This window comes from Pseudomonas sp. AO-1, assembly GCF_019775695.1.
GTDB classification, from domain to species: Bacteria; Pseudomonadota; Gammaproteobacteria; order Pseudomonadales; family Pseudomonadaceae; genus Aquipseudomonas; species Aquipseudomonas parakoreensis.
Map to the genome: position 1 here is coordinate 621,093 of NZ_CP079947.1, position 19,776 is coordinate 640,868.

Consider the following 19,776-nt stretch of genomic DNA (forward strand, 5'->3'; position numbering starts at 1 on the left):
TTTGTGGAGAGGGGATTTATCCCCGATCGGCTGCGCAGCAGTCGTGAAATCATAGAGCGCGGTTATTCTGAATCACCGCGATTGCTGATTTTGGGGCGGCTTCGCCACCCATCGGGGATGAATCCCCTCGCCACAGGGTTCTTCTCAAACTTTTGATGGACATCAGCCCGGATCACGGAAACCGGGGTGGAAATCCTTCGGCACCGCCACGCTGACGCTGTCGCGAGTGGCGATGTCGATGCCTTCGCTGGCGACTTCGGCGAGGAAGTCGATCTGCTCCGGGGTGATCACGTACGGCGGCAGGAAATACACCACACTGCCCAGCGGCCGCAGCAGCGCGCCACGCTCCAGCGCATGCTGGAACACCTTCAGGCCGCGACGTTCCTGCCAAGGGTAGGCCTCTTTGGTGGCTTTATCCTTGACCATTTCGATGGCTAGGACCATGCCGGTCTGCCGCACTTCGCTGACGTTCGGGTGATCGACCAGATGCGCAGTGGCCGAGGCCATGCGCCGGGCCAGTGCCTGGTTGTTCTCGATGACGTTGTCCTGCTCGAAGATATCCAGGGTCGCCAGCGCCGCCGCACAGGCCAGCGGGTTACCGGTGTAGCTGTGCGAATGCAGGAAGGCGCGCAGGGTCGGGTAGTCGTCGTAGAACGCGCTGTAGACCTCGTCGGTGGTCAGGCACGCCGCCAGTGGCAGGTAGCCGCCGGTCAGGGCCTTGGACAGGCAGAGGAAGTCCGGGCGGATGCCGGCCTGTTCGCAGGCGAACATGGTGCCGGTGCGGCCGAAGCCGACGGCGATTTCGTCGTGGATCAGGTGCACGCCGTAGCGGTCGCAGGCTTCGCGCAGCAGCTTGAGGTACACCGGGTGATACATGCGCATGCCGCCGGCGCCTTGAATCAACGGTTCGACGATAACTGCCGCCACGCTGTCATGATGCTCTGCCAACGTCTGTTCCATGGCGGCGAACAGGTTGCGCGAATGTTCTTCCCAGCTCATGCCTTCGGGGCGCAGGTAGCAATCCGGGCTCGGCACCTTGATGGTGTCCATCAGCAGCGCTTTGTAGGTTTCGGTAAACAGCGGCACGTCACCGACCGCCATCGCCGCCATGGTTTCGCCGTGGTAGCTGTTGGTCAGGGTGACGAAGCGCTTCTTGTTCGGCTGGCCACGGTTGAGCCAGTAGTGAAAGCTCATTTTCAGCGCGACTTCGATGCAGGACGAACCGTTATCGGCGTAGAACACCCGGTTCAGGCCTTGCGGGGTCATCTTCACCAGACGCTCGGACAGCTCGATCACCGGTTGATGGCTGAAACCGGCGAGAATCACGTGCTCCAGCTGATCGACCTGATCCTTGATGCGCTGGTTGATGCGCGGGTTGGCGTGGCCGAACACGTTGACCCACCAGGAGCTGACGGCGTCGAGGTAGCGCTTGCCTTCGAAGTCTTCGAGCCACACGCCTTCACCGCGCTTGATCGGGATCAGCGGCAGCTGTTCGTGGTCTTTCATCTGGGTGCAGGGATGCCACAACACCGCGAGGTCGCGTTGCATCCACTGGTTATTCAGGCCCATTTACAGTCTCCTCGAGGCGGCTCGCGTCAGGCGCGGGCAAACAATCGCGCAAGCCTATGCAATGCATCGCGTCGGAACAACCCATTGTGTCGATTGAGCTACTTTGTATGGGCCGATAGACGTCGCTGGCGGCGTTTTGATGGCTGACGTATTCTTCGCGGTTCTTTGGGTCGTCTGACCCGCAAAAACTGCTTTTTCCTACGTGTATTTCCGGAGTTCGCTGAATGTCTGTCGGTTGGCTGCGCGCCTGTGCGCTGGTGATGTTGGGGCTGTTCAGCGTTACGGCGCTGGCCAAGGATAAAACCGCAATCGTGATCGGCGGCGGCCTGTCGGGCCTGACCGCGGCTTACGAGCTGCAAAACAAGGGCTGGCAGGTCACCCTGCTGGAAGCCAAGCCGAGCCTGGGCGGTCGCTCGGGCATGGCCACCAGCGAGTGGATCGGCAACGACAAGACCCAGCCGGTGCTGAACAAATACGTCTCGACCTTCAAGCTGAGCACCACGCCGGCCCCTGAATTCGTGCGTACACCGGGTTATCTGATCGACGGCGAGTATTTCTCCGCAGCCGATCTGGCGACCAAGCAACCGGCCACCGCCGATGCCTTGAAGCGCTACCAGAAAACCCTCGACGATCTGGCCCGTTCGATCGACGACCCGCAGAACCCGGCCGCGACCAACACCCTGCATGCGCTGGACCAGATCAACGTGTCGAGCTGGCTCGACAAGCAGAACCTGCCGGCCACCGCGCGTCAGTTGATCAACCAGGACATCCGCACCCACTACGACGAGCCTTCGCGTCTGTCGCTGCTGTATTTCGCCCAGCAGAACCGTGTGTATCGCGGCGTCTCCGACCGCGACCTGCGTGCTTCGCGTCTGGTCGGCGGCAGCCAGGTGCTGGCCCAGGCGTTCGTCAAACAGATCAAGACCATCAAGACCAACTCGCCGGTGTCGGCGATCACTCAGGACAAGGATGGCGTGACCGTCAAGGTCGGCAGTGTCGGCTACCAGGCTGATTACGTGGTGCTGGCCGTGCCATTGCGCGCGCTGAACAAGATTGCGCTGACCCCGGCACTGGACGCCCAGCATCTGGCCGCGATCAAGGGCACCAACTACGGCTGGCGCGACCAGATCATGTTGAAGTTCAAGACGCCGGTGTGGGAAAGCAAGGCGCGCATGTCCGGTGAAATCTACAGCAACGCCGGCCTCGGCATGCTCTGGATCGAGCCGGCGCTGAAGGGCGGCGCCAATGTGGTGATCAACCTGTCCGGCGACAACGCCCGCGTGATGCAGGCGTTCGGCGACAAGCAGATGGTCGATCAGGTGCTGATCCGTCTGCACGCGTTTTATCCACAGGCCCGTGGCTCGTTCACCGGTTATGAAATCCGTCGTTACAGCACCGATCCGTCGATGGGCGGCGCTTACCTGGCTTACGGTCCGGGCCAGATCAGCAAGTTCTGGCGCCTGTGGGAGCGTCCGCTGCAACGCGTGACCTTCGCGGGCGAGCACACCGACACCCTGTATCCGGGCACCCTGGAAGGTGCGCTGCGCACCGGTCAGCGTGCGGCCAGTCAGGTTGAAGACCTGGCCGCCGGCAAGTCGTTTGAGCCGGTCAAAGTGGTTCCGGCTGCAGCAGCGGCGGGCGCGGCGGGTGCCGTGGCGGCGAAGAAGGGTAACTTCTTCAGCAACCTGTTTGGCGGTTCGGACGACGAGAAGAAGCCAGAGCCTGCGAAGGCGCCTGAGCCGGCTCCAGCGCCAGCGGCCCCAGCGCCTGCACCGGCTCCGGCACCTGCGCCAGCTCCGGTGGAAGCGCCGAAACCCGCTGCTCCGGTGAAAACCGAGCCGGCGAAGAAAGCGCCAGCCAAGCCTGCGGCGAAGAAGCCTGCAGCGAAAACCGAGGCGAAGAAACCTGCGGCCAAACCGGCGGCGAAAAAGGCTGAGCCGGCGAAGAAGCCAGCGGCGAAACCTGCTGCAGTGCCGGCTCCGGCGGCAGGCACGGACAGCAAAGCGCAGTAAGGCTTTGCGGTGAATGAAAAGCGCGGCTCCGGCCGCGCTTTTTTATTGCCTGTGAGAACCTCATCGCGGGCAAGCCCGCTCCCACAGATTTTGCGGTGGGCGCAGAGTTTGTGTGCGCTATTGTCCACTGTGGGAGCGGGCTTGCCCGCGATGAGGCCTGTTCATACAGCACATCATCAGGATCTTCCACCTGACATCCCGCCACACTTTTCCCGTTTAATCTTTCCTTAACAAGCCACTTACAGACTCTTGATCGTATTTCTCGATATTTCAAAGCAAAATTTTCCGCTTTAATTCGATAGATAACTCGCTAGTCTTGGTTCGCAGTTCTCACAGGATTTGGGCAATGCAGCTACGTAACTCTGCTTCACGCTATGGTTGGGTCAGCATCTTCATGCACTGGGGCGTGGCGCTGGCGGTCTTCGGACTGTTTGCGCTGGGTCTGTGGATGGTGGGGCTGGATTACTACAGCAGCTGGCGCAAAGACGCGCCGGATCTGCACAAGAGCATCGGTCTGGTGCTGCTGGGTGTGATGGTGTTGCGGGTGTTGTGGCGCTTTATCAGCCCACCGCCACCGACGCTGCAAAGCTACAGCCGCATGACCCGCATCGGCGCCAAATTCGGCCACGGGTTTCTGTACGTCGGGCTGTTCGCTGTGATGCTTGCCGGTTACCTGATTTCCACCGCAGACGGTGTCGGGATTCCGGTGTTTGGTCTGTTTGAAGTGCCTGCACTGGTTTCCGGGCTACCGGATCAGGCAGACACCGCAGGGGTGATTCATCTCTGGCTGGCATGGGCGCTGGTAATTTTTTCCGGTCTCCATGCGTTGGCAGCATTGAAGCACCACTTTATCGATCGTGATGCGACCCTGACGCGAATGCTCGGTCGCAAATCCTGATATTCAACCTCGACTCAAAGGAAAAGAAAGCATGTTGAAAAAGACTCTGGCCGCTCTGGCAATCGGTTCGGCCGTACTGTCCGCGAACGTGATGGCTGCTGATTACACCGTCGACAAGGAAGGCCAGCACGCTTTCGTCGACTTCAAGATCAGCCACCTGGGCTACAGCTACATCACCGGTACCTTCAAGGACATCGACGGCAAGTTCAGCTTTGACGCTGCCAAGCCTGAAGACAGCAAAATCGAATTCAACGTGAAGACCGCCAGCGTGTTCACCAACCACGCCGAGCGCGACAAGCACATCTCCAGCAAAGACTTCCTGGACGTGGGCAAATACGCTGACGCCAAGTTCGTCTCCACCAGCGTCAAATCCACCGGCAAGAACGCCGCTGGCAAAGACACTGCAGACGTGACCGGCGACCTGACCCTGCACGGCGTGACCAAGCCAATCGTGGTCAAGGCTGTATTCCTGGGTGAGGGCAAGGATCCATGGGGCGGCTACCGTGCCGGTTTCGAGGGCACCACCAGCATCAAGCGCTCTGATTTCGGCAAGATGATGGACCTGGGTCCACAGTCCGACAACGTCGACCTGTACATCTCGTTTGAAGGTGTGAAAGCGAAATAACTTCGCCGCCACACAAAAACGCCCCCGGTCGCAAGGCCGGGGGCGTTTTTTATTGCCCACCACACGCACACATCCACCCTGTGGTACGGGCTTTTGTGGCGAGGGGATTTATCCCCGATGGGTCGCGCAGCGGCCCCATGACCGTCAACCGAGGGGTATCAGGCATACCGCGTTGAATGGTTTGGCGACTGCTTCGCAGCCGATCGGGGATAAATCCCCTCTCCACAGTGTTGGGTCTACACAGGGGGATATGCAGTGATTCAGGGATATTCGTGACGGCATAAAAAATGCCCCGGCTCTTTCGAACCGGGGCATTTTTCATTGCAGCGATAACTCAGCGATTGCGGGTCAGCAAGGCTGGTTTTTCGCCGCGCGGACGGGTCGGCAGTTGATCGAGTTGCTCAGGCGTCGGGAAGCGGTCGGCTTTCGATTCCTTGTGCATGATCTTCGGCCCGGTGCTGCGCGGGTTCTGCACGGCCGGTTCGGCGCGTTGCTGATCGTCGCGAGCCGGACGGCGGTTGCGCGAGGACTCGTCACGACGGCCCTGGCCGTCACGTGGAGCGCCGTTGCGCGGACCGTTGCGTTTGCCCGGCGGGGTGCCGGTGCTCGAACCATTGCTGTTGCGCGGGCCGTTCTGGCGACCCTGCGACTGACCGCCGCGTGGAGCGCCGGCACCTGCACCTTGTGCCGGAGCACCCGGACGACGGCCACGACCACCGGCCGGAGCGGCTTTGGGCACGTAGTCAACGCGGTTACCAAAGTTATCGATATCGTCGTCGAGGAACTCGTCCGGTGCACGATCAGCCGCCGCGCGTGGTGGCTGGCTCGGACGCTGTTCGCGGGCCGGGGTGCCTTCGCGTGGTTTCTGCTGACGGGCAGGGCGCTCGCCGCGTTCGCCGGCGGGTTTTTCCTTGCCCTTGTCTTTGCCTTTGTCTTTACGACCGCCGCCGCCATTCGGACCGTCGCCGCGCGGACCGCGGGAGTTGCGCGGGTTGCGCATGTCCGGACGCTCGCGCACTTCAGGCTTCTCGGCCTCGATGGTGCTGGCATCGAAGCCCATCAGGTCGCCGTCGGCGATTTTCTGCTTGGTCATGCGTTCGATGCTTTTCAGCAGTTTTTCTTCGTCCGGCGCGACCAGCGAGATCGCCTCGCCCGAACGACCGGCACGGCCAGTACGGCCGATGCGGTGCACGTAGTCTTCATCGACGTTCGGCAGCTCGAAGTTGACCACGTGTGGCAACTGGTCGATGTCCAGACCGCGAGCAGCGATGTCGGTCGCTACCAGAATGCGCACTTCACCGGCCTTGAAGTCGGCCAGGGCTTTGGTGCGGGCGTTCTGGCTTTTGTTGCCGTGGATCGCCACAGCCGGCAGGCCGTGTTTGTCCAGGTATTCGGCCAGACGGTTGGCGCCGTGCTTGGTGCGGGTGAACACCAGCACCTGTTCCCAGGCGCCGGCGGTGATCAGGTGCGCCAGCAGGGCACGCTTGTGGCTGGCCGGCAGACGGAACACGCGTTGTTCGATGCGCTCGACCGTGGTGTTCGGCGGCGTGACTTCGATACGTTCCGGGTTGTGCAGCAGTTTGCCGGCCAGATCGGTGATGTCTTTGGAGAAGGTCGCCGAGAACAGCAGGTTCTGACGCTTGGCCGGCAGACGCGCGAGGACTTTCTTCACATCGTGCACGAAACCCATGTCGAGCATGCGGTCGGCTTCGTCGAGGACGAGGATTTCGACGTGGGACAGGTCAACGCTGCCTTGGCCGGCGAGGTCAAGCAGGCGACCCGGGCAGGCGACGAGGACGTCAACGCCACGGGACATGGCCTGGACTTGAGGATTCATGCCGACACCGCCGAAGATGCAGGCGCTGACGAATTTCAGGTCACGGGCGTAGATCTTGAAGCTCTCGTGAACCTGGGCCGCGAGTTCGCGGGTCGGGGTCAGGACCAAGACGCGCGGTTGGCGCGGGCCATGACGCTGGGATTTGTCCGGGTGACCGTTGGGGAACAACCGCTCCAGGATCGGAAGGGCGAAACCGCCGGTTTTACCGGTACCTGTCTGTGCCGCAACCATCAGGTCGCGACCTTGCAACACGGCGGGAATGGCCCGCTGTTGCACCGGAGTAGGCTCGGTATAGCCCGCATCTTCGATGGCACGGACTAAAGCCTCGGAGAGACCGAGGGAAGCAAAGGACATGAGTAATCCTGTTTTAGTTAGGGCTTGGCCCAATGGGAGTCTTGCCTGGCGCGAATCGCGTTTAAGAGGACGCGATCCCGTCCGGTCCTGCTGCGGTCTCGAAGGCACGTCAGGAGCGCTCGCGCGGGCTGAAAAGCTGCGCTGTAGCGGGACTGGAGGCCTGTTACGGTTCCGGGCGTCCGGGCGTGAGCCTGGCGGGAACGCCGGAGTATAACAGAGCAATCACTGCGCGCTGCTTTCCTGCTGCTCAACGGTTTTGCGGCTGGCCGAGACGTTGCTCATTGGCGCGGCATCGACCGGGGCTGCGCCGTAGCGTGCGCTGAGCTCGGCGTAGGCCGGTTCGCGCTTGAAGCGCTTGAGCTCGGCGCCAAAACGCGCCACCAGCAGATCCATCCCGGCATTGCGGCGAACGGCCAGATATTGGCTCTGGCGGCTGATAACTGTAGGGTTTTCGCTGATTTGATCGCGGATATTCAACTGATCGAGCAAATGCTGACCGACGCGGCGATCGGTGATCAGCAAGTCGATACGCCCGCGCAGCAGTTTGCCGAAGTTGGCTTCGTGGGTTGGCGCCGGTTCGCGGGTGAACAGTGTCGATTCGCTGAAGTCAGGGCTGTACAGATAACCCGGCGAGGTGCCGATGGTCAGGCCTTTGAGTTCTTCGAGTTTGCTGAACGGGTGTGGCCGGTCGTTGGCGTAGAACATCACGAACTCGACGTCCGACAGCGGTTCGATGGGGTAGAGCAGGGTGGCGTCGCGCTCGTCGCTGTGAAAGATGTCCAGTGCGCCGTCAGCCTGACCGGTTTCGAGCATCGACAGGCAACGTTTCCACGGCAAAAATTGCCATTCGACCTCGATTCCCAGACGCTTGAACACGATGGCCGTGGTTTCGTAATCCAGCCCGAGGTTCTTGCCGTCCTCTTCGTACACGTACGGCGCCCATGGCTCGGTGACAATACGCAACTTCTCGCCCCGAGCGGCAAAGCTCAGGCAAGCAAAAACCAGCACCGTGAATAATTGCGCGATCAAAGGCATGGCTTGAGATTACGACGAGAAACGCGAAAGAGCCAGAAAGTGCCTGCACAAGCTCTAATTCGGGGATTCAAAAACAAAAAATCGCAGCAACGACACCCCTGTAGGAGCTGCCGAAGGCTGCGATCTTTTGATTTTGCTTAGATGCTTTTTAGCGCGGCAACTTCAGGTTATTCCAGATCGCCAGACTAGGCTCGGCCTGGTTCATGGAATAGAAGTGCAGCCCTGGTGCGCCACCTTGCAGCAGGCGTTCGCACATTTCGCTGACAACCTGCTCGCCGAAGCGCTGAATGCTCTGGCTGTCGTCGCCGTAGGCTTCCAGTTGCTTGCGGATCCAGCGCGGGATTTCCGCACCGCAGGCATCGGAGAAACGCGCCAGCTTGCTGTAGTTGGTGATCGGCATGATCCCCGGTACCACCGGGATGTCCACGCCCAGCACCTGCAAACGGTCGACAAAGTAGAAGTAGCTGTCGGCGTTGAAGAAGTACTGGGTGATCGCGCTGTCGGCGCCGGCGCGGGCCTTGCGCACGAAGTTGGCGAGATCGTCTTCGTAATTGCGCGCTTGCGGATGCATCTCCGGGTAAGCGGCAACCTCGATGTGGAAATGATCACCGGTTTCTTCACGAATGAATTCAACCAGTTCGTTGGCGTGACGCAGCTCGCCGCTGGTCATGCCCATGCCGGACGGCAGGTCACCGCGCAGCGCAACGATGCGCTTGATGCCGGCAGCCTTGTACTCGTTCAGCAGGCCGCGCAGGTCGTCCTTGCTGTCGCCGACGCACGACAGGTGCGGTGCGGCCGGTACTTTGACTTCGCTTTCCAGCTGCAGAACGGTGTTGAGGGTGCGATCACGGGTCGAACCGCCAGCGCCGTAGGTGCAGGAAAAGAAATCGGGGTTGTACGTTGCCAACTGACGGGCAACGTTGAGCAGTTTTTCATGCCCAGCATCGGTCTTGGTCGGGAAGAACTCGAAGCTGTAGCGACGGTCTTGGGACATGGTCATACCCTTGGAAACACGTAAGCCGGACGCTGTACCCCTGTAGGAGCTGCCGCAGGCTGCGATCTTTGAAGATCAAAAGATCGCAGCCTGCGGCAGCTCCTACACAGAGCGGTCAGCAGCGCCAGTCAGGCAACGCGGTGCGCCAGGCACACCGCGTTGACGCTCAGCCAATCAGTAGCGGTAAGCGTGCGGCTTGAACGGGCCTTCGACGGTGACGCCGATGTAGTCAGCCTGTTGCTTGGTCAGTTGAGTGACCACGCCGCCGAAGCCGCGCACCATTTCCAGGGCCACTTCTTCGTCGAGTTTCTTCGGCAGTACTTCAACGGTCAGACGCTCGGCTTTCTGGGCTGGCGACAGGTCGGCGTACTTCTGGCCGAACAGGAAGATCTGCGCCAGTACCTGGTTGGCGAACGAGCCGTCCATGATGCGGCTCGGGTGACCAGTGGCGTTGCCCAGGTTCACCAGACGGCCTTCGGCCAGCAGGATCAGGTAGTCGTCGTTCTGCGCGTCGAAAGCGCCCGGGCCGGTACGGTGGATCTTGTGTACCTGTGGCTTCACTTCTTCCCATGCCCAGTTCTTGCGCATGAAAGCGGTGTCGATTTCGTTGTCGAAGTGGCCGATGTTGCAGACAACAGCGCGCTTCTTCAGAGCTTTGAGCATGTTCGCGTCGCAAACGTTGACGTTACCGGTGGTGGTCACGATCAGGTCGATCTTGCCCAGCAGCGCTTTGTCGATGCTCGCTTCGGTGCCGTCGTTGATCCCGTCGATGAACGGCGAAACCAGTTCGAAACCGTCCATGCAGGCCTGCATGGCGCAGATCGGGTCAACTTCGGAAACCTTGACGATCATGCCTTCCTGACGCAGGGACTGCGCGGAGCCCTTGCCCACGTCACCGTAACCGATGACCAGCGCTTGCTTGCCGGACAGCAGGTGGTCGGTACCACGCTTGATCGCATCGTTCAGGCTGTGACGGCAGCCGTACTTGTTGTCGTTCTTGGACTTGGTCACCGAGTCGTTGACGTTGATCGCCGGGATCTTCAGCTCGCCCTTGGCCAGCATGTCCAGCAGGCGGTGAACGCCGGTGGTGGTTTCTTCGGTCACGCCGTGAACGCGGTCCAGCACCTGTGGGTATTTCTTGTGCAGCAGCTCGGTCAGGTCGCCGCCGTCGTCGAGGATCATGTTGGCGTCCCATGGCTGGCCATCTTTCAGGATGGTCTGCTCCAGGCACCACTCGTACTCTTCTTCAGTCTCGCCTTTCCAGGCGAAAACCGGGATGCCGGCGGCAGCGATGGACGCAGCGGCCTGATCCTGAGTCGAAAAAATGTTGCAGGACGACCAGCGCACTTCGGCACCCAGGGCAACCAGGGTTTCGATCAGCACGGCAGTCTGAATGGTCATGTGGATGCAGCCGAGGATTTTCGCGCCCTTGAGCGGCTGCTCGGAGGCGTACTTGCGGCGCAGACCCATCAGGGCCGGCATTTCCGATTCGGCGATGATGGTTTCGCGACGGCCCCAGGCAGCCAGGGACATGTCGGCAACTTTGTAATCGTTAAAATCTGCAGGCGTGATAACAGCGCTCATGAAGAGCCTCCATTCGTAATGTATGCGAATGGGCGCCGTTGTGCGTTTAGTGTCCGGCCGTGGCCAGTCAACGCCCCATCCGAGCCTGACAGGTTGATCCTGCTGCAGCGCCCCTCGGACAGGTGGCGGGAAAACGGTAACAAGTGAAGGTTACCGTTTTGAAACGGGGGCGATTATAGCCGTCTAGACTGATCTTCCAAAGGGTTTCTGTCGGCCAGATGAAGATCGTTAATAGCGACCATAGTAGAAGGCTCATGGAGCCTGACCGCCCGGTCTGCCAAGATGGCGCCATCTTTCGGCAAACGCTCAGGAGTGAACATGAATTTCCACACCCGCAAATGGGTAAAACCCGAAGACCTGAACCCCAACGGCACCCTGTTTGGCGGCAGCCTGCTGCGCTGGATCGACGAAGAGGCGGCGATCTACGCGATCGTCCAGTTGGGCAATCAGCGCGTGGTGACCAAGTACATTTCCGAAATCAACTTCGTCAGCGCCTCGCGCCAGGGCGACATCATCGAACTGGGCATCACCGCCACCGAGTTCGGCCGCACCTCGATCACCCTCACCTGCGAGGTTCGCAACAAGATCACTCGCAAGAGCATCCTCACCGTCGAAAAGATGGTCTTCGTCAACCTCGGTGAAGACGGCCTGCCAGCGCCGCACGGGCGGACCGAGATCAAGTACGTCAAAGATCAGTTCAAGGAAGATGAGCTCGTCACCAAGTAATGCAAGCCCTGTAGGAGCTGCCGAGGGCTGCGATCTTTTGACTTTGTTTTGGTCGAGCAAAATCAAAAGATCGCAGCCTTCGGCAGCTCCTACAGAACGTATTCCGAACGGCAAGGGTCGTAGCTAAAAGCCCCCCACCCGGTTCCCACGCCATGACCACCCCGACAGACGGCAAGACCCCCAACCTCTCGACCGATGAACAACATGAAGTCGAGAAAAACCAGCCGCCTCGCGCAGCGGTTCTGCATGAAATCATCCGCACGCAGGGCGATCAGGAACTGGAGCGCAGCATCGCCGCGTTGTGGTGGTCGGCGCTCGCGGCCGGATTGACCATGGGCCTGTCGCTGATGGGCATGGGCCTGCTCAATTCGCGCCTGCCCGAGGGCGACGAATTCAAGGTCATCGCCAGTTTCGGCTACTGTGCCGGTTTCCTCGCGGTGATTCTCGCCCGCCAGCAGCTGTTCACCGAAAACACCCTGACCGCCGTCCTCCCGGTGATGACCAAACCGACCCTGGCCAATTTTGGCCGGTTGATCCGCTTGTGGGGCGTCGTCCTGTTCGGCAATTTGTGCGGGACGATTCTGGTGGCGTACGTGATGCTCGAGCTGCCGATCTTTGACACCAAGACCGATCACGCCTTCCTTGAAATCGGCCGCAAGGTCATGGAGAACCACGCCAGCCAGATGTTCGCCAAGGGCATCGTCTCCGGCTGGATGATCGCCACCATGGTCTGGATGATCCCGTCCATGGAGAGCGCGAAGATGTGGATCATCATCCTCATCACTTATCTGATGGCGTTGGGCGACTTCACCCACATCGTGGTCGGTTCGGCAGAAGTCTCGTATCTGGTGTTTGCCGGCGAGTTGCCGTGGAGTGATTTCTGGATGGTGTTTGCCGGTCCGACGCTGGCGGGGAATATCATCGGCGGCAGTTGCATCTTTGCCCTGATCAGCCATGCGCAGATCCGCAGCGAAAGCGGTGCGCCAAAGGAAACAGGCAAGGCCAAAGGGGCTGCGGATCAGGCCGAAAAGCCTGACCCGCAGCAGATCAGAAAATGATCAGTGGTGCGCGGGCTCGGCTGCTGTGGCCGGCTCGTCGCGGGTGGCGTGCTTGACCAGTTTGCCGATGGTCAGGCCCTGCAACAGGATCGACGACAGCACCACGATGTAGGTGATGCTCAACAGCAAGTCGCGCTCCGGGCCCAGCGGCAGGGCCAGCGCCAGTGCCACCGAAACACCACCGCGCAAACCGCCCCAGGTCAGGATGCGGATGGTGCCGCGTGGCACTGTGCGCCAACGCCGCAGCAGGACGATGGCCGGGGCCACGGTGAGCAGGCGCGAGAGCAGGATCGCCAGTGCCAGCAAACTGGCCGCCGCCACATGCGCCCAGTTGAACGGCAGCAGTAACAGCTCCATGCCAATCAGCGCGAACAGCAGGGCGTTGAGCATGTCATCGAGCAGCTCCCAGAAGCCGTCGAGGTACTTGCGGGTCATGTCGTTCATCGCCAGGTTGCGCCCCAGGTTGCCGATGATCAGGCCGGCCACCACCATCGCAATCGGCGCCGAGACGTGCAGCTCGGTGGCCATCGCTGAACCGCCGATCACCAGCGCCAGGGTCAGCATCACCGTGATCTGATGCTGCTGGACGCTTTTGATCATCCGGTACACCCCATAACCGATCAGCCCGCCGAACAGCACGCCGCCAAGGGCTTCATGGACGAACAGCATGGCCGTGGCGCTGAGGGTCGGCGTCTCACCCAACTGAGCGATGCCCAGCAGCACGGTGAACACCACGACCGCCGTGCCGTCGTTGAACAACGACTCGCCGACGATGGTGGTTTTCAGCGGTTTCGAGGCATTGGCGGTACGCAGTACGCCGAGTACCGCGATCGGGTCGGTCGGCGAAATCAGCGCGCCGAACAGCAGGCAGTAGAGGAAGCTCACGTGCCAGCCGAACAGGGCAAAAATGTAATAGGCGAGGCTGCCGATCACAGCGGTGGCAATCAGCACGCCGAACGTCGCCAGCAGGCCAATGGGCCAGCGATAGCTGCGCAAATCGTTGAGGTTGACGTGCAGGGCGCCGGCGAACAGCAGGAACGACAGCATCCAGTTCATCAGCAGGTCGCCGAAGTCGATCTGGCCGATCAGTTGCTGCACGCGTTCTTCGAGGCCGGGGTAGCCGAGCACGCTCAGGCCTTGCAGCAACAGGGAGAACATCAGCGCGGTGACCATGACGCCGATGGTCGGCGGCAGGCCGATGAAGCGGTAATTGACGAAGGTGAGAAGGGTGGTGAGGCAGATAAAAGCGGCTACAAGTTCTAGCATCCGGGCTCCATTGGATGGGGGGAAAGACAGCGCCCCGATTCTTCGGCGCGAAAGTTGGATGGGCTGTTTCGGGGTGGGGACACAATCACATCCCTCGGTTGGTCAGTGGTACGCATTGGTGTAGGGTCAACAAAAAATCAAGGAGTGGGACGTGGCGGCGACAGTTCTGGTGTTGATGGCGGCGCTGTTGCATGCGACGTGGAATACCCTGATCAAGTTCAGTGCCGAACGGCTGTTGGTGGTGGCGTGCATGGACACGGTGGCGCTGTTGTTCGTGGCGCTGGCCTTTCCATTCATCAGCCTGCCACCGGCGCACATCTGGCCGTGGATTCTGGCGTCGGCAGCATTCGAGCTGCTGTATCGCTATCTGCTGATCCAGGCTTATCGGGTCGGCGACCTCGGATTGGTCTATCCCTTGATGCGCGGCTTGTCGCCGCTGGTGGTGCTGGCGCTGACCCTGATCTTCGCCGGTGAAGTGCTCACCACGCAGCAGATCTTCGGGATCATGCTGATTCCGCTGGGCATGGTCTGTCTGCTCTGGCAGGGCGGTGGTGGTAAACATTTGCCGTGGTCGATGCTGCCGGTGGTGGCGCTGATCGGGCTGTGCATTGGTTGCTACACCTACATCGATGGCCAGGCCTTGCGGCGCTGGTCGCATCCACTGGATTACCTGGTCTGGGTCACGCTGCTCAGCGCCTGGCCGTTTCCGTTGCTGGCGTGGGTCGCCAAACGCCCGGCATTTCTGGTGTTCTGGCGCGAGCAGTGGAAGCTGGGGCTGGCGGTCGGGTTCTGTGTGTTGTTCAGCTACGCTCTGGTGCTGTGGGCAATGCAGTTGGGCTCGATTGCCGAAGCGGCGGCCTTGCGTGAGATCAGCGTGATTCTGGTGGTGCTGTTCGGCATGCGCTACCTGAAAGAACCTTTCGGCAGGCCGCGGCTCTTAGCCTGTGGGCTGGTATTGATCGGCATGCTGGTGATGAAGTTCTGACCGCCCGCCATTTCCAACACTCGAAAAAAGGACGGCGTTATGACGGTGGCTCTGTGGTGTGTATTGATCGCGATTTTCCTGCCGTATGTGTGCACGATTGTGGCCAAGGTCTCGGGCGGTTTTAGGCTCAGTGACAATCATGATCCTCGGGATTTTCTCGATAGCGTGGGCGGCGTCGCCCGACGGGCGCATGCGGCGCAGCTGAACAGCTTCGAAGTGATGCCGGCATTTGCTGCCGCAGTGATTGTTGCGCATCTGGTGGGAACGGCGCAGCTAGTGACCGTGAATGTGCTGGCAGTGCTGTTTATCACCAGTCGGCTGCTGTACATCATCTGCTACCTGGCGGACTGGGCGATCTTGCGGTCGCTGGTGTGGTTTGTCGGGATGGGGCTGATTGCTGCGTTCTTCTTTGTATCGGTATAGGTAAAGCAAGATCAAAAGATCGCAGCCTGCGGCAGCTCCTACAAGGTTGATACATGTCCCCTGTAGGAGCTGCCGCAGGCTGCGATCTTTTGCTTTTCAAGGTTTGTCGGCGACCTGGGGCACTTGCGGCAACGCCGCACCTTTAGGCCAGAGCATCCAGATCTGCCCCTGCTGTTTCATGTCCCCGGCCAGTTGCCCGGCTGCGTCGCCGGTGCCCCAGAACAAGTCCGCGCGCACCTCGCCAGCAATCGCGCCGCCAGTGTCCTGCGCCGCGACCGGGCGAACCAGAGCGGTGCCATCCGGACGGGTGGTCGACAACCACAGCAGACTGCCCAACGGAATCACCTTGCGATCCACCGCCGCGCTGTACCCGGCGGTCAGCGGTACGTTCAGTGAACCACGTGGGCCTTCGTTGCTGTCCGGGTTACGGGTGAAGAACACATAACTCGGGTTGCTGCCCAACAGCTCCGGAATGCGCGACGGGTTGGCCTTGGCCCAATTGCTGATCGCGCTCATGGTCACGTCTTCTTTCTTCAACTCGCCCTGTTCCACCAGCCAGCGGCCGATCGGCCGGTACGGGTGGCCATTCTGGTCGGCGTAGGCGATGCGCAGTTGTTTGCCGTCCGTCGTCTGAATTCGCCCGGAGCCCTGAATCTGCAGGAATTGCAGGTTCATCGGATCGGTCAGGTACGCCACCACCGGGGCTTTGACGCCTTTGGATTCGATGGTTGCGGCGTCGTCATACGGCTTGAGCACCCGACCTTCGAGGCGACCGCGCAGGCGCTTGCCCTTGAGTTCGGGGTAAATGCTGTCCAGCGAGACGATGATCATGTCTTCGGGCACACCATAGACCGGCACGTTGGCTGTTGCGGTGGGGGTCAGGCTGCCGGGGTAGACCGGCTCGTAGTAACCGGTGATCAGGCCGTTGGGGTTGTCGTGTTCGGCGCGCAACCCGAACACATCCAGGTTCTGCTTGAGAAACGCGCGAATTTCGCCGGCGCTCTGCGGCACGTTGGCAGCTGCCGCGCAGGTGCCGCCCCAGATCGGATCAGCCTTGAGTCGGGTGCAGGCGCTGCGCCACGAGCCGAAACCGGCGACCAGGTCGCTGTCGGACACCGCCGGCAGGGCTTCCCAGGTGGCGCTGGAATAAGTCGCCAAGGCGTGGGTTTTCGGTTTGGCATTGTCGCCGCCCGTACAGCCAGCAAGGATTGCCAGCAGCGGCAGGGTTGCGATCAGCGGGTGACGCCAGGCCTTGAAACGGCTGTTCATGGAGTGATTCCTGTGCCGGTTGCCCGAGTGCTCCATGCGCTCGGGCAACCCGTATTTTTAATAGGGCTATTGGTGTTTGACGGCGACGCGAGGATACTGGCCGCCGAATTCCGTGACCTGAAGCCACCATGACTCTTAAAAGAATTACTGTTGTATTGCTGGCCTGTCTGACCTTGTCCGCCTGTGGCGGCGTCGATCCGAATTCGCCGCTGGGTCAACGTAAGTCGATCTTCAAGCAGATGCTCAAGACCGGTGAAGACCTGGGCGGCATGTTGCGCGGACGCATTCCGTTCGACGGGCCGAAATTCGCCGAAGGCGCGGTGAAGCTTGATGCGTTGTCTCATGAACCGTGGAAGCATTTCCCGCAGGTGCGCGAAGAAGATCACACCAGCGCCAAGGACGATGTCTGGCTGCGTCAGGCCCGCTTTCAGGAATTGGCCCGTAACCTTGAGGCGGCCACCGGTGAACTGGTGATCGCCAGCAAGGTTCAGCCGTACAAGGCCGGCAACCTGGGACCGGCGGTGCAGAAAGTCGAAGATGCCTGCAGCGCTTGCCATAAAGAGTTTCGAGATCATTGAACTGCTGAGCAATTGTGGCGAGGGGATTTAGCGAAACGTCGCACCGCCCCGATCGGCGGCGCAGCCGTCGTGAACCTGCTGTTCTTTCTGAAAGACTCGGTTGAATGGTTTTGGGGCTGCTGCGCAGCCCATCGGGGATAAATCCCCTCACCACATAAATCTCCCTCACCAAACCTTCGGTTACTTATCGATCTGGTCCAGCGCATCCTGCAGTTCTTTGCGCGACTCGGCGAGTTTGTTTTTGCGCTTGTCGATCTTCTCCGGATCACCTTTCTTCATCGCCTTGTCGAGATCAGCCTGACGTTTGCTGACTTCGTGCTTGGCTTCCAGCACCTTGTTTTCGCGTTCTTTCTTCAGGCCGGCATCGGTGCAGTTCTTGGTCACTTCATCCAGAGCGGTTTGCAGACCGGCCTGCTGATCGGTGTTGCCCCGGGATTTGGCCTGTTCGAGCTGATTGATGATGCCCTGCTTCTTCGCGGCGCAACCGGTCAGGCCCGGTGCATCTTCGTCAGCCATCACAGGCGCGGCCAGAACGCCACAGAGAGTCAGCAAGGCGAGCGGTGCAAGAAATTTCATAAAAGCTCCATGTGCAAAGGCAGTCGGGTCGGGGGCACTGCGCTGTTTGAGCGTCTGACGGCCCTTGGGTTCCCGGCTGCCGGGGATTGCGTGATCAGAAACCGTCGATTCCGGCGGCGCGTAAGGTTTCACTCAAGGCCAGCACCTGCGGATCGCGGAAGAATGCGCTCAATTGCGCCGCGCGGCCCGGGCCGATTCCAGCCTCTGCCTGCCATCGTTCGGTGTCGCGTTGTGCCAGCGCCTGCCACGAGTCGGCCAGCTGTGCCTGACCGGTTGGCGGTAAACCCAAGGCTTTGAGCCACTGGGTGAACGGCCGTTGGCGGGCGCTGTGAAAACTGTTGATCAGACGTGCGCTGCTGCGCTCGCCGAAGCCGGCAATGTTAGCAAGCTCTGGCTCGTCGAGGGTCAACCAATCCAGCAGGTTGTTCAGGCGGCCTGTTTCCAGAAGTTTCTCCCAGGTGCCGCGTCCGACATTCTGCAGCGCCAGCCCTTGTTTGCCACTGAGCCAGGTCAGGCGCGCGAGAAACTGGCTTTCACAACCGGGAGTCGGTTGCCAGCAGCTCAGGGCGTGGAAATCACGCTTGTCAGGAATATCGAGAGCGGCTCGTTCGGTAGTGCGCAGCACCACGCTGTCGAGTCGCGGGATGGTCAGGCCGGCCAGGCTGATTGCCACTTGATCGCCGGGGCGGATATCCAGCGTCTGCCAGCGCTTGAGGGAGCCGGCGCTGACGCGTTTGATCTCGCGGTCATCGAGCATCACCGGCGACAACTCTAATACCGGGGTGATGCGTCCGCTGCGGCCGACCTTGAAATTCACTTTGCGCACCTCGGCCAGCGCTCGGGTAAACGGGTATTTCCAGGCGACGGCCCAGTAGGGCGCGCTTGCCTGCCAGCGCTCGGCCAGTGGGCGCTGGCTCTGGCGCAGGACAATGCCGTCGGTGGCGAAGGGCAGAGGCGATCGATACCAATGCTCGCGCCATTTTTGTGCATCGGCAAAGTTGGCGATGGCCTGGCTGAATGGCGCCGTTGCGGCGAATCCCAAGGTTGCCAGCGTCGATATTCTTTCCGGCAGACTCGCTGGCCCTTGTGGCCAGTCCCAGACAAACAGGCCGATTCCGGCTGCCTGTTCTGCATTCAAGGTTTTGCGGTTCATCAGCCCGGCAACGGTGGCGCGGGCATTGACGCTGCCGGCGCTGGCTTGCACATGTTGCTGCAGGCGCCAGTAGAGTTCGCCTTGCACCAGCAAGTCCAGCGGTTGAGTCAGATGTTGCGGAATGGCGCCGATCTTTTGCGCCGATGCTGTCCAGTCCTGACCGCTGATGCCGTCACCGCGACTGATCGCTTGCTGCAACAGGCCGCGACGGTAGATCAGCGTGACGGCCACACCATCGACCTTGGGTTGTACCCAGACATCCTGCCGATTCTTCAACCACGCTTGAACGGCGACGGCTTCGTGAAGCTTGTCCAGACCGGTGTGGGCGATTGGATGAGCGATGGCGCCTGAGGCAGTGCGCAAAGGTTCGGGCGCTGAATGCTGCTGGAAGCACTGTCGCCATTGGTTGAGCCGCAGGCGCGATTGATCGTAGAGCTCGTCGGCAATCAGCGAGCGGCCTTGGCGGTGGTAGGCGTCGTCCCATTGGTCGATCTGCTGTTGCAGGGCGGTGATTTCAGTTTTTGCCCTGCTGGTAGACCAGTCGGGGCAGGCTGAGTAAGCGATCAGAGTGATGAAGCTCAGCAGAACAGCGGAAAACAGGCGCAGCGTGGCAAGCATTTTGAGCGTCCTTGCTCAGGGGGAATGTTTGAAGGCTAGGCGAGGATTGCGGGTCGGGTAGCCTGGGTGTTTTGCGGGGTGTTGCGCAGCGTTAAAGTCAAAAGATCGCAGCCTTCGGCAGCTCCTACAGGGGGATGCGTTGTGTAGGAGCTGCCGAAGGCTGCGATCTTTTGATCCTGGCAAGCATGAAAAAGCCCCGCGCGGCGTGAACCGTGC

Annotated in this window: 17 protein-coding genes and 1 riboswitch; of the genes, 8 read left to right on the forward strand and 9 right to left on the reverse strand. The window is 60.7% G+C overall.

The genetic code is table 11. The features are described from left to right. Positions 1 to 162: 162 nt before the first annotated feature. Positions 163 to 1,569 carry an adenosylmethionine--8-amino-7-oxononanoate transaminase gene (locus KVQ82_RS02940; RefSeq protein WP_086793625.1) on the reverse strand — a complete coding sequence of 469 codons (1,407 nt, stop codon included), beginning with the start codon at positions 1,567 to 1,569 and terminating at the stop codon, positions 163 to 165. A 224-nt stretch (positions 1,570 to 1,793) separates the two neighbouring features. Between KVQ82_RS02940 and KVQ82_RS02945 the strand changes: the two genes are divergently transcribed. From KVQ82_RS02945 to KVQ82_RS02955, 3 genes are all read left to right on the forward strand, one after another. Beyond that, complete coding sequence (locus KVQ82_RS02945) at positions 1,794 to 3,581, forward strand: flavin monoamine oxidase family protein (protein WP_222017936.1); 1,788 nt, start codon at positions 1,794 to 1,796, stop codon at positions 3,579 to 3,581. Between the two features lie 346 nt (positions 3,582 to 3,927). Beyond that, positions 3,928 to 4,479 carry a cytochrome b gene (locus tag KVQ82_RS02950; RefSeq protein ID WP_041063464.1) on the forward strand — a complete coding sequence of 184 codons (552 nt, stop codon included), beginning with the start codon at positions 3,928 to 3,930 and terminating at the stop codon, positions 4,477 to 4,479. A gap of 31 nt (positions 4,480 to 4,510) precedes the next feature. Then, positions 4,511 to 5,104 (forward strand): YceI family protein, encoded by a 594-nt coding sequence (locus tag KVQ82_RS02955; RefSeq protein ID WP_047596554.1) that lies wholly within the window; start codon positions 4,511 to 4,513, stop codon positions 5,102 to 5,104. Positions 5,105 to 5,438: 334 nt separating this feature from the next. Here the strand turns inward: KVQ82_RS02955 and KVQ82_RS02960 are convergent, their stop codons facing one another. From KVQ82_RS02960 to ahcY, 4 genes are all read right to left on the reverse strand, one after another. Then, positions 5,439 to 7,295 (reverse strand): DEAD/DEAH box helicase, encoded by a 1,857-nt coding sequence (locus KVQ82_RS02960; protein WP_222017938.1) that lies wholly within the window; start codon positions 7,293 to 7,295, stop codon positions 5,439 to 5,441. Between the two features lie 222 nt (positions 7,296 to 7,517). Continuing rightward, positions 7,518 to 8,330 carry an ABC transporter substrate-binding protein gene (locus tag KVQ82_RS02965; RefSeq protein ID WP_041063457.1) on the reverse strand — a complete coding sequence of 271 codons (813 nt, stop codon included), beginning with the start codon at positions 8,328 to 8,330 and terminating at the stop codon, positions 7,518 to 7,520. A gap of 148 nt (positions 8,331 to 8,478) precedes the next feature. Beyond that, positions 8,479 to 9,324 (reverse strand): methylenetetrahydrofolate reductase [NAD(P)H], encoded by an 846-nt coding sequence (metF, locus tag KVQ82_RS02970; protein ID WP_222017940.1) that lies wholly within the window; start codon positions 9,322 to 9,324, stop codon positions 8,479 to 8,481. Positions 9,325 to 9,498: 174 nt separating this feature from the next. Continuing rightward, complete coding sequence (ahcY, locus tag KVQ82_RS02975; protein WP_007961892.1) at positions 9,499 to 10,908, reverse strand: adenosylhomocysteinase; 1,410 nt, start codon at positions 10,906 to 10,908, stop codon at positions 9,499 to 9,501. Between the two features lie 23 nt (positions 10,909 to 10,931). Next, positions 10,932 to 11,030: riboswitch (S-adenosyl-L-homocysteine riboswitch) on the reverse strand. A gap of 196 nt (positions 11,031 to 11,226) precedes the next feature. On the opposite strand from ahcY, the gene KVQ82_RS02980 reads away from it, so the two are divergent. After that, complete coding sequence (locus KVQ82_RS02980; protein WP_003229043.1) at positions 11,227 to 11,634, forward strand: acyl-CoA thioesterase; 408 nt, start codon at positions 11,227 to 11,229, stop codon at positions 11,632 to 11,634. A 152-nt stretch (positions 11,635 to 11,786) separates the two neighbouring features. Further along, complete coding sequence (locus KVQ82_RS02985; protein ID WP_086793620.1) at positions 11,787 to 12,692, forward strand: formate/nitrite transporter family protein; 906 nt, start codon at positions 11,787 to 11,789, stop codon at positions 12,690 to 12,692. On the opposite strand, the gene KVQ82_RS02990 is transcribed toward KVQ82_RS02985, so the two are convergent. Further along, a complete protein-coding gene (locus KVQ82_RS02990; RefSeq protein WP_041063449.1) occupies positions 12,693 to 13,958 on the reverse strand; it encodes a sodium:proton antiporter in 1,266 nt (421 codons plus the stop codon). It lies immediately after the preceding gene. 151 nt (positions 13,959 to 14,109) lie between these two features. Between KVQ82_RS02990 and KVQ82_RS02995 the strand changes: the two genes are divergently transcribed. Together KVQ82_RS02995 and KVQ82_RS03000 are read left to right on the forward strand one after the other, a co-directional pair. Further along, positions 14,110 to 14,943, forward strand: coding sequence for an EamA family transporter (locus KVQ82_RS02995; RefSeq protein WP_086793617.1), 834 nt, complete (start codon positions 14,110 to 14,112; stop codon positions 14,941 to 14,943). 39 nt (positions 14,944 to 14,982) lie between these two features. Then, entirely contained in the window at positions 14,983 to 15,366 is a 384-nt protein-coding gene (locus KVQ82_RS03000) for an MAPEG family protein (RefSeq protein ID WP_027610617.1), read from the forward strand. Positions 15,367 to 15,462: 96 nt separating this feature from the next. On the opposite strand, the gene KVQ82_RS03005 is transcribed toward KVQ82_RS03000, so the two are convergent. After that, complete coding sequence (locus KVQ82_RS03005) at positions 15,463 to 16,635, reverse strand: murein transglycosylase A (RefSeq protein WP_222017942.1); 1,173 nt, start codon at positions 16,633 to 16,635, stop codon at positions 15,463 to 15,465. A 128-nt stretch (positions 16,636 to 16,763) separates the two neighbouring features. Here KVQ82_RS03005 and KVQ82_RS03010 point away from each other — a divergent pair, with 128 nt between their 5' ends. Continuing rightward, on the forward strand, positions 16,764 to 17,213 hold the full coding sequence (locus KVQ82_RS03010) for a cytochrome c (protein ID WP_222017944.1): 450 nt from the start codon (positions 16,764 to 16,766) through the stop codon (positions 17,211 to 17,213). 180 nt (positions 17,214 to 17,393) lie between these two features. Here the strand turns inward: KVQ82_RS03010 and KVQ82_RS03015 are convergent, their stop codons facing one another. Together KVQ82_RS03015 and ligB are read right to left on the reverse strand one after the other, a co-directional pair. Further along, complete coding sequence (locus tag KVQ82_RS03015) at positions 17,394 to 17,789, reverse strand: DUF1090 domain-containing protein (RefSeq protein ID WP_003229029.1); 396 nt, start codon at positions 17,787 to 17,789, stop codon at positions 17,394 to 17,396. Between the two features lie 94 nt (positions 17,790 to 17,883). Further along, entirely contained in the window at positions 17,884 to 19,560 is a 1,677-nt protein-coding gene (gene ligB / locus KVQ82_RS03020) for an NAD-dependent DNA ligase LigB (RefSeq protein ID WP_222017946.1), read from the reverse strand. Between the last annotated feature and the right edge of the window lie 216 nt (positions 19,561 to 19,776).

What these genes read in the sequence shown, in the direction of transcription:
- KVQ82_RS03010 (WP_222017944.1), top strand. Translation starts at nt 16,764, where the DNA reads ATGACTCTTAAAAGAATTACTGTTGTATTGCTGGCCTGTCTGACCTTG.
- KVQ82_RS03015 (WP_003229029.1), bottom strand. Translation starts at nt 17,789, where the DNA reads ATGAAATTTCTTGCACCGCTCGCCTTGCTGACTCTCTGTGGCGTTCTG.
- ahcY (WP_007961892.1), bottom strand. Translation starts at nt 10,908, where the DNA reads ATGAGCGCTGTTATCACGCCTGCAGATTTTAACGATTACAAAGTTGCC.
- KVQ82_RS02950 (WP_041063464.1), top strand. Translation starts at nt 3,928, where the DNA reads ATGCAGCTACGTAACTCTGCTTCACGCTATGGTTGGGTCAGCATCTTC.
- KVQ82_RS02980 (WP_003229043.1), top strand. Translation starts at nt 11,227, where the DNA reads ATGAATTTCCACACCCGCAAATGGGTAAAACCCGAAGACCTGAACCCC.
- KVQ82_RS02965 (WP_041063457.1), bottom strand. Translation starts at nt 8,330, where the DNA reads ATGCCTTTGATCGCGCAATTATTCACGGTGCTGGTTTTTGCTTGCCTG.
- KVQ82_RS02985 (WP_086793620.1), top strand. Translation starts at nt 11,787, where the DNA reads ATGACCACCCCGACAGACGGCAAGACCCCCAACCTCTCGACCGATGAA.
- metF (WP_222017940.1), bottom strand. Translation starts at nt 9,324, where the DNA reads ATGTCCCAAGACCGTCGCTACAGCTTCGAGTTCTTCCCGACCAAGACC.
- KVQ82_RS03000 (WP_027610617.1), top strand. Translation starts at nt 14,983, where the DNA reads ATGACGGTGGCTCTGTGGTGTGTATTGATCGCGATTTTCCTGCCGTAT.
- KVQ82_RS02945 (WP_222017936.1), top strand. Translation starts at nt 1,794, where the DNA reads ATGTCTGTCGGTTGGCTGCGCGCCTGTGCGCTGGTGATGTTGGGGCTG.
- KVQ82_RS02960 (WP_222017938.1), bottom strand. Translation starts at nt 7,295, where the DNA reads ATGTCCTTTGCTTCCCTCGGTCTCTCCGAGGCTTTAGTCCGTGCCATC.
- KVQ82_RS03005 (WP_222017942.1), bottom strand. Translation starts at nt 16,635, where the DNA reads ATGAACAGCCGTTTCAAGGCCTGGCGTCACCCGCTGATCGCAACCCTG.
- KVQ82_RS02940 (WP_086793625.1), bottom strand. Translation starts at nt 1,569, where the DNA reads ATGGGCCTGAATAACCAGTGGATGCAACGCGACCTCGCGGTGTTGTGG.
- KVQ82_RS02990 (WP_041063449.1), bottom strand. Translation starts at nt 13,958, where the DNA reads ATGCTAGAACTTGTAGCCGCTTTTATCTGCCTCACCACCCTTCTCACC.
- KVQ82_RS02955 (WP_047596554.1), top strand. Translation starts at nt 4,511, where the DNA reads ATGTTGAAAAAGACTCTGGCCGCTCTGGCAATCGGTTCGGCCGTACTG.
- ligB (WP_222017946.1), bottom strand. Translation starts at nt 19,560, where the DNA reads ATGCTTGCCACGCTGCGCCTGTTTTCCGCTGTTCTGCTGAGCTTCATC.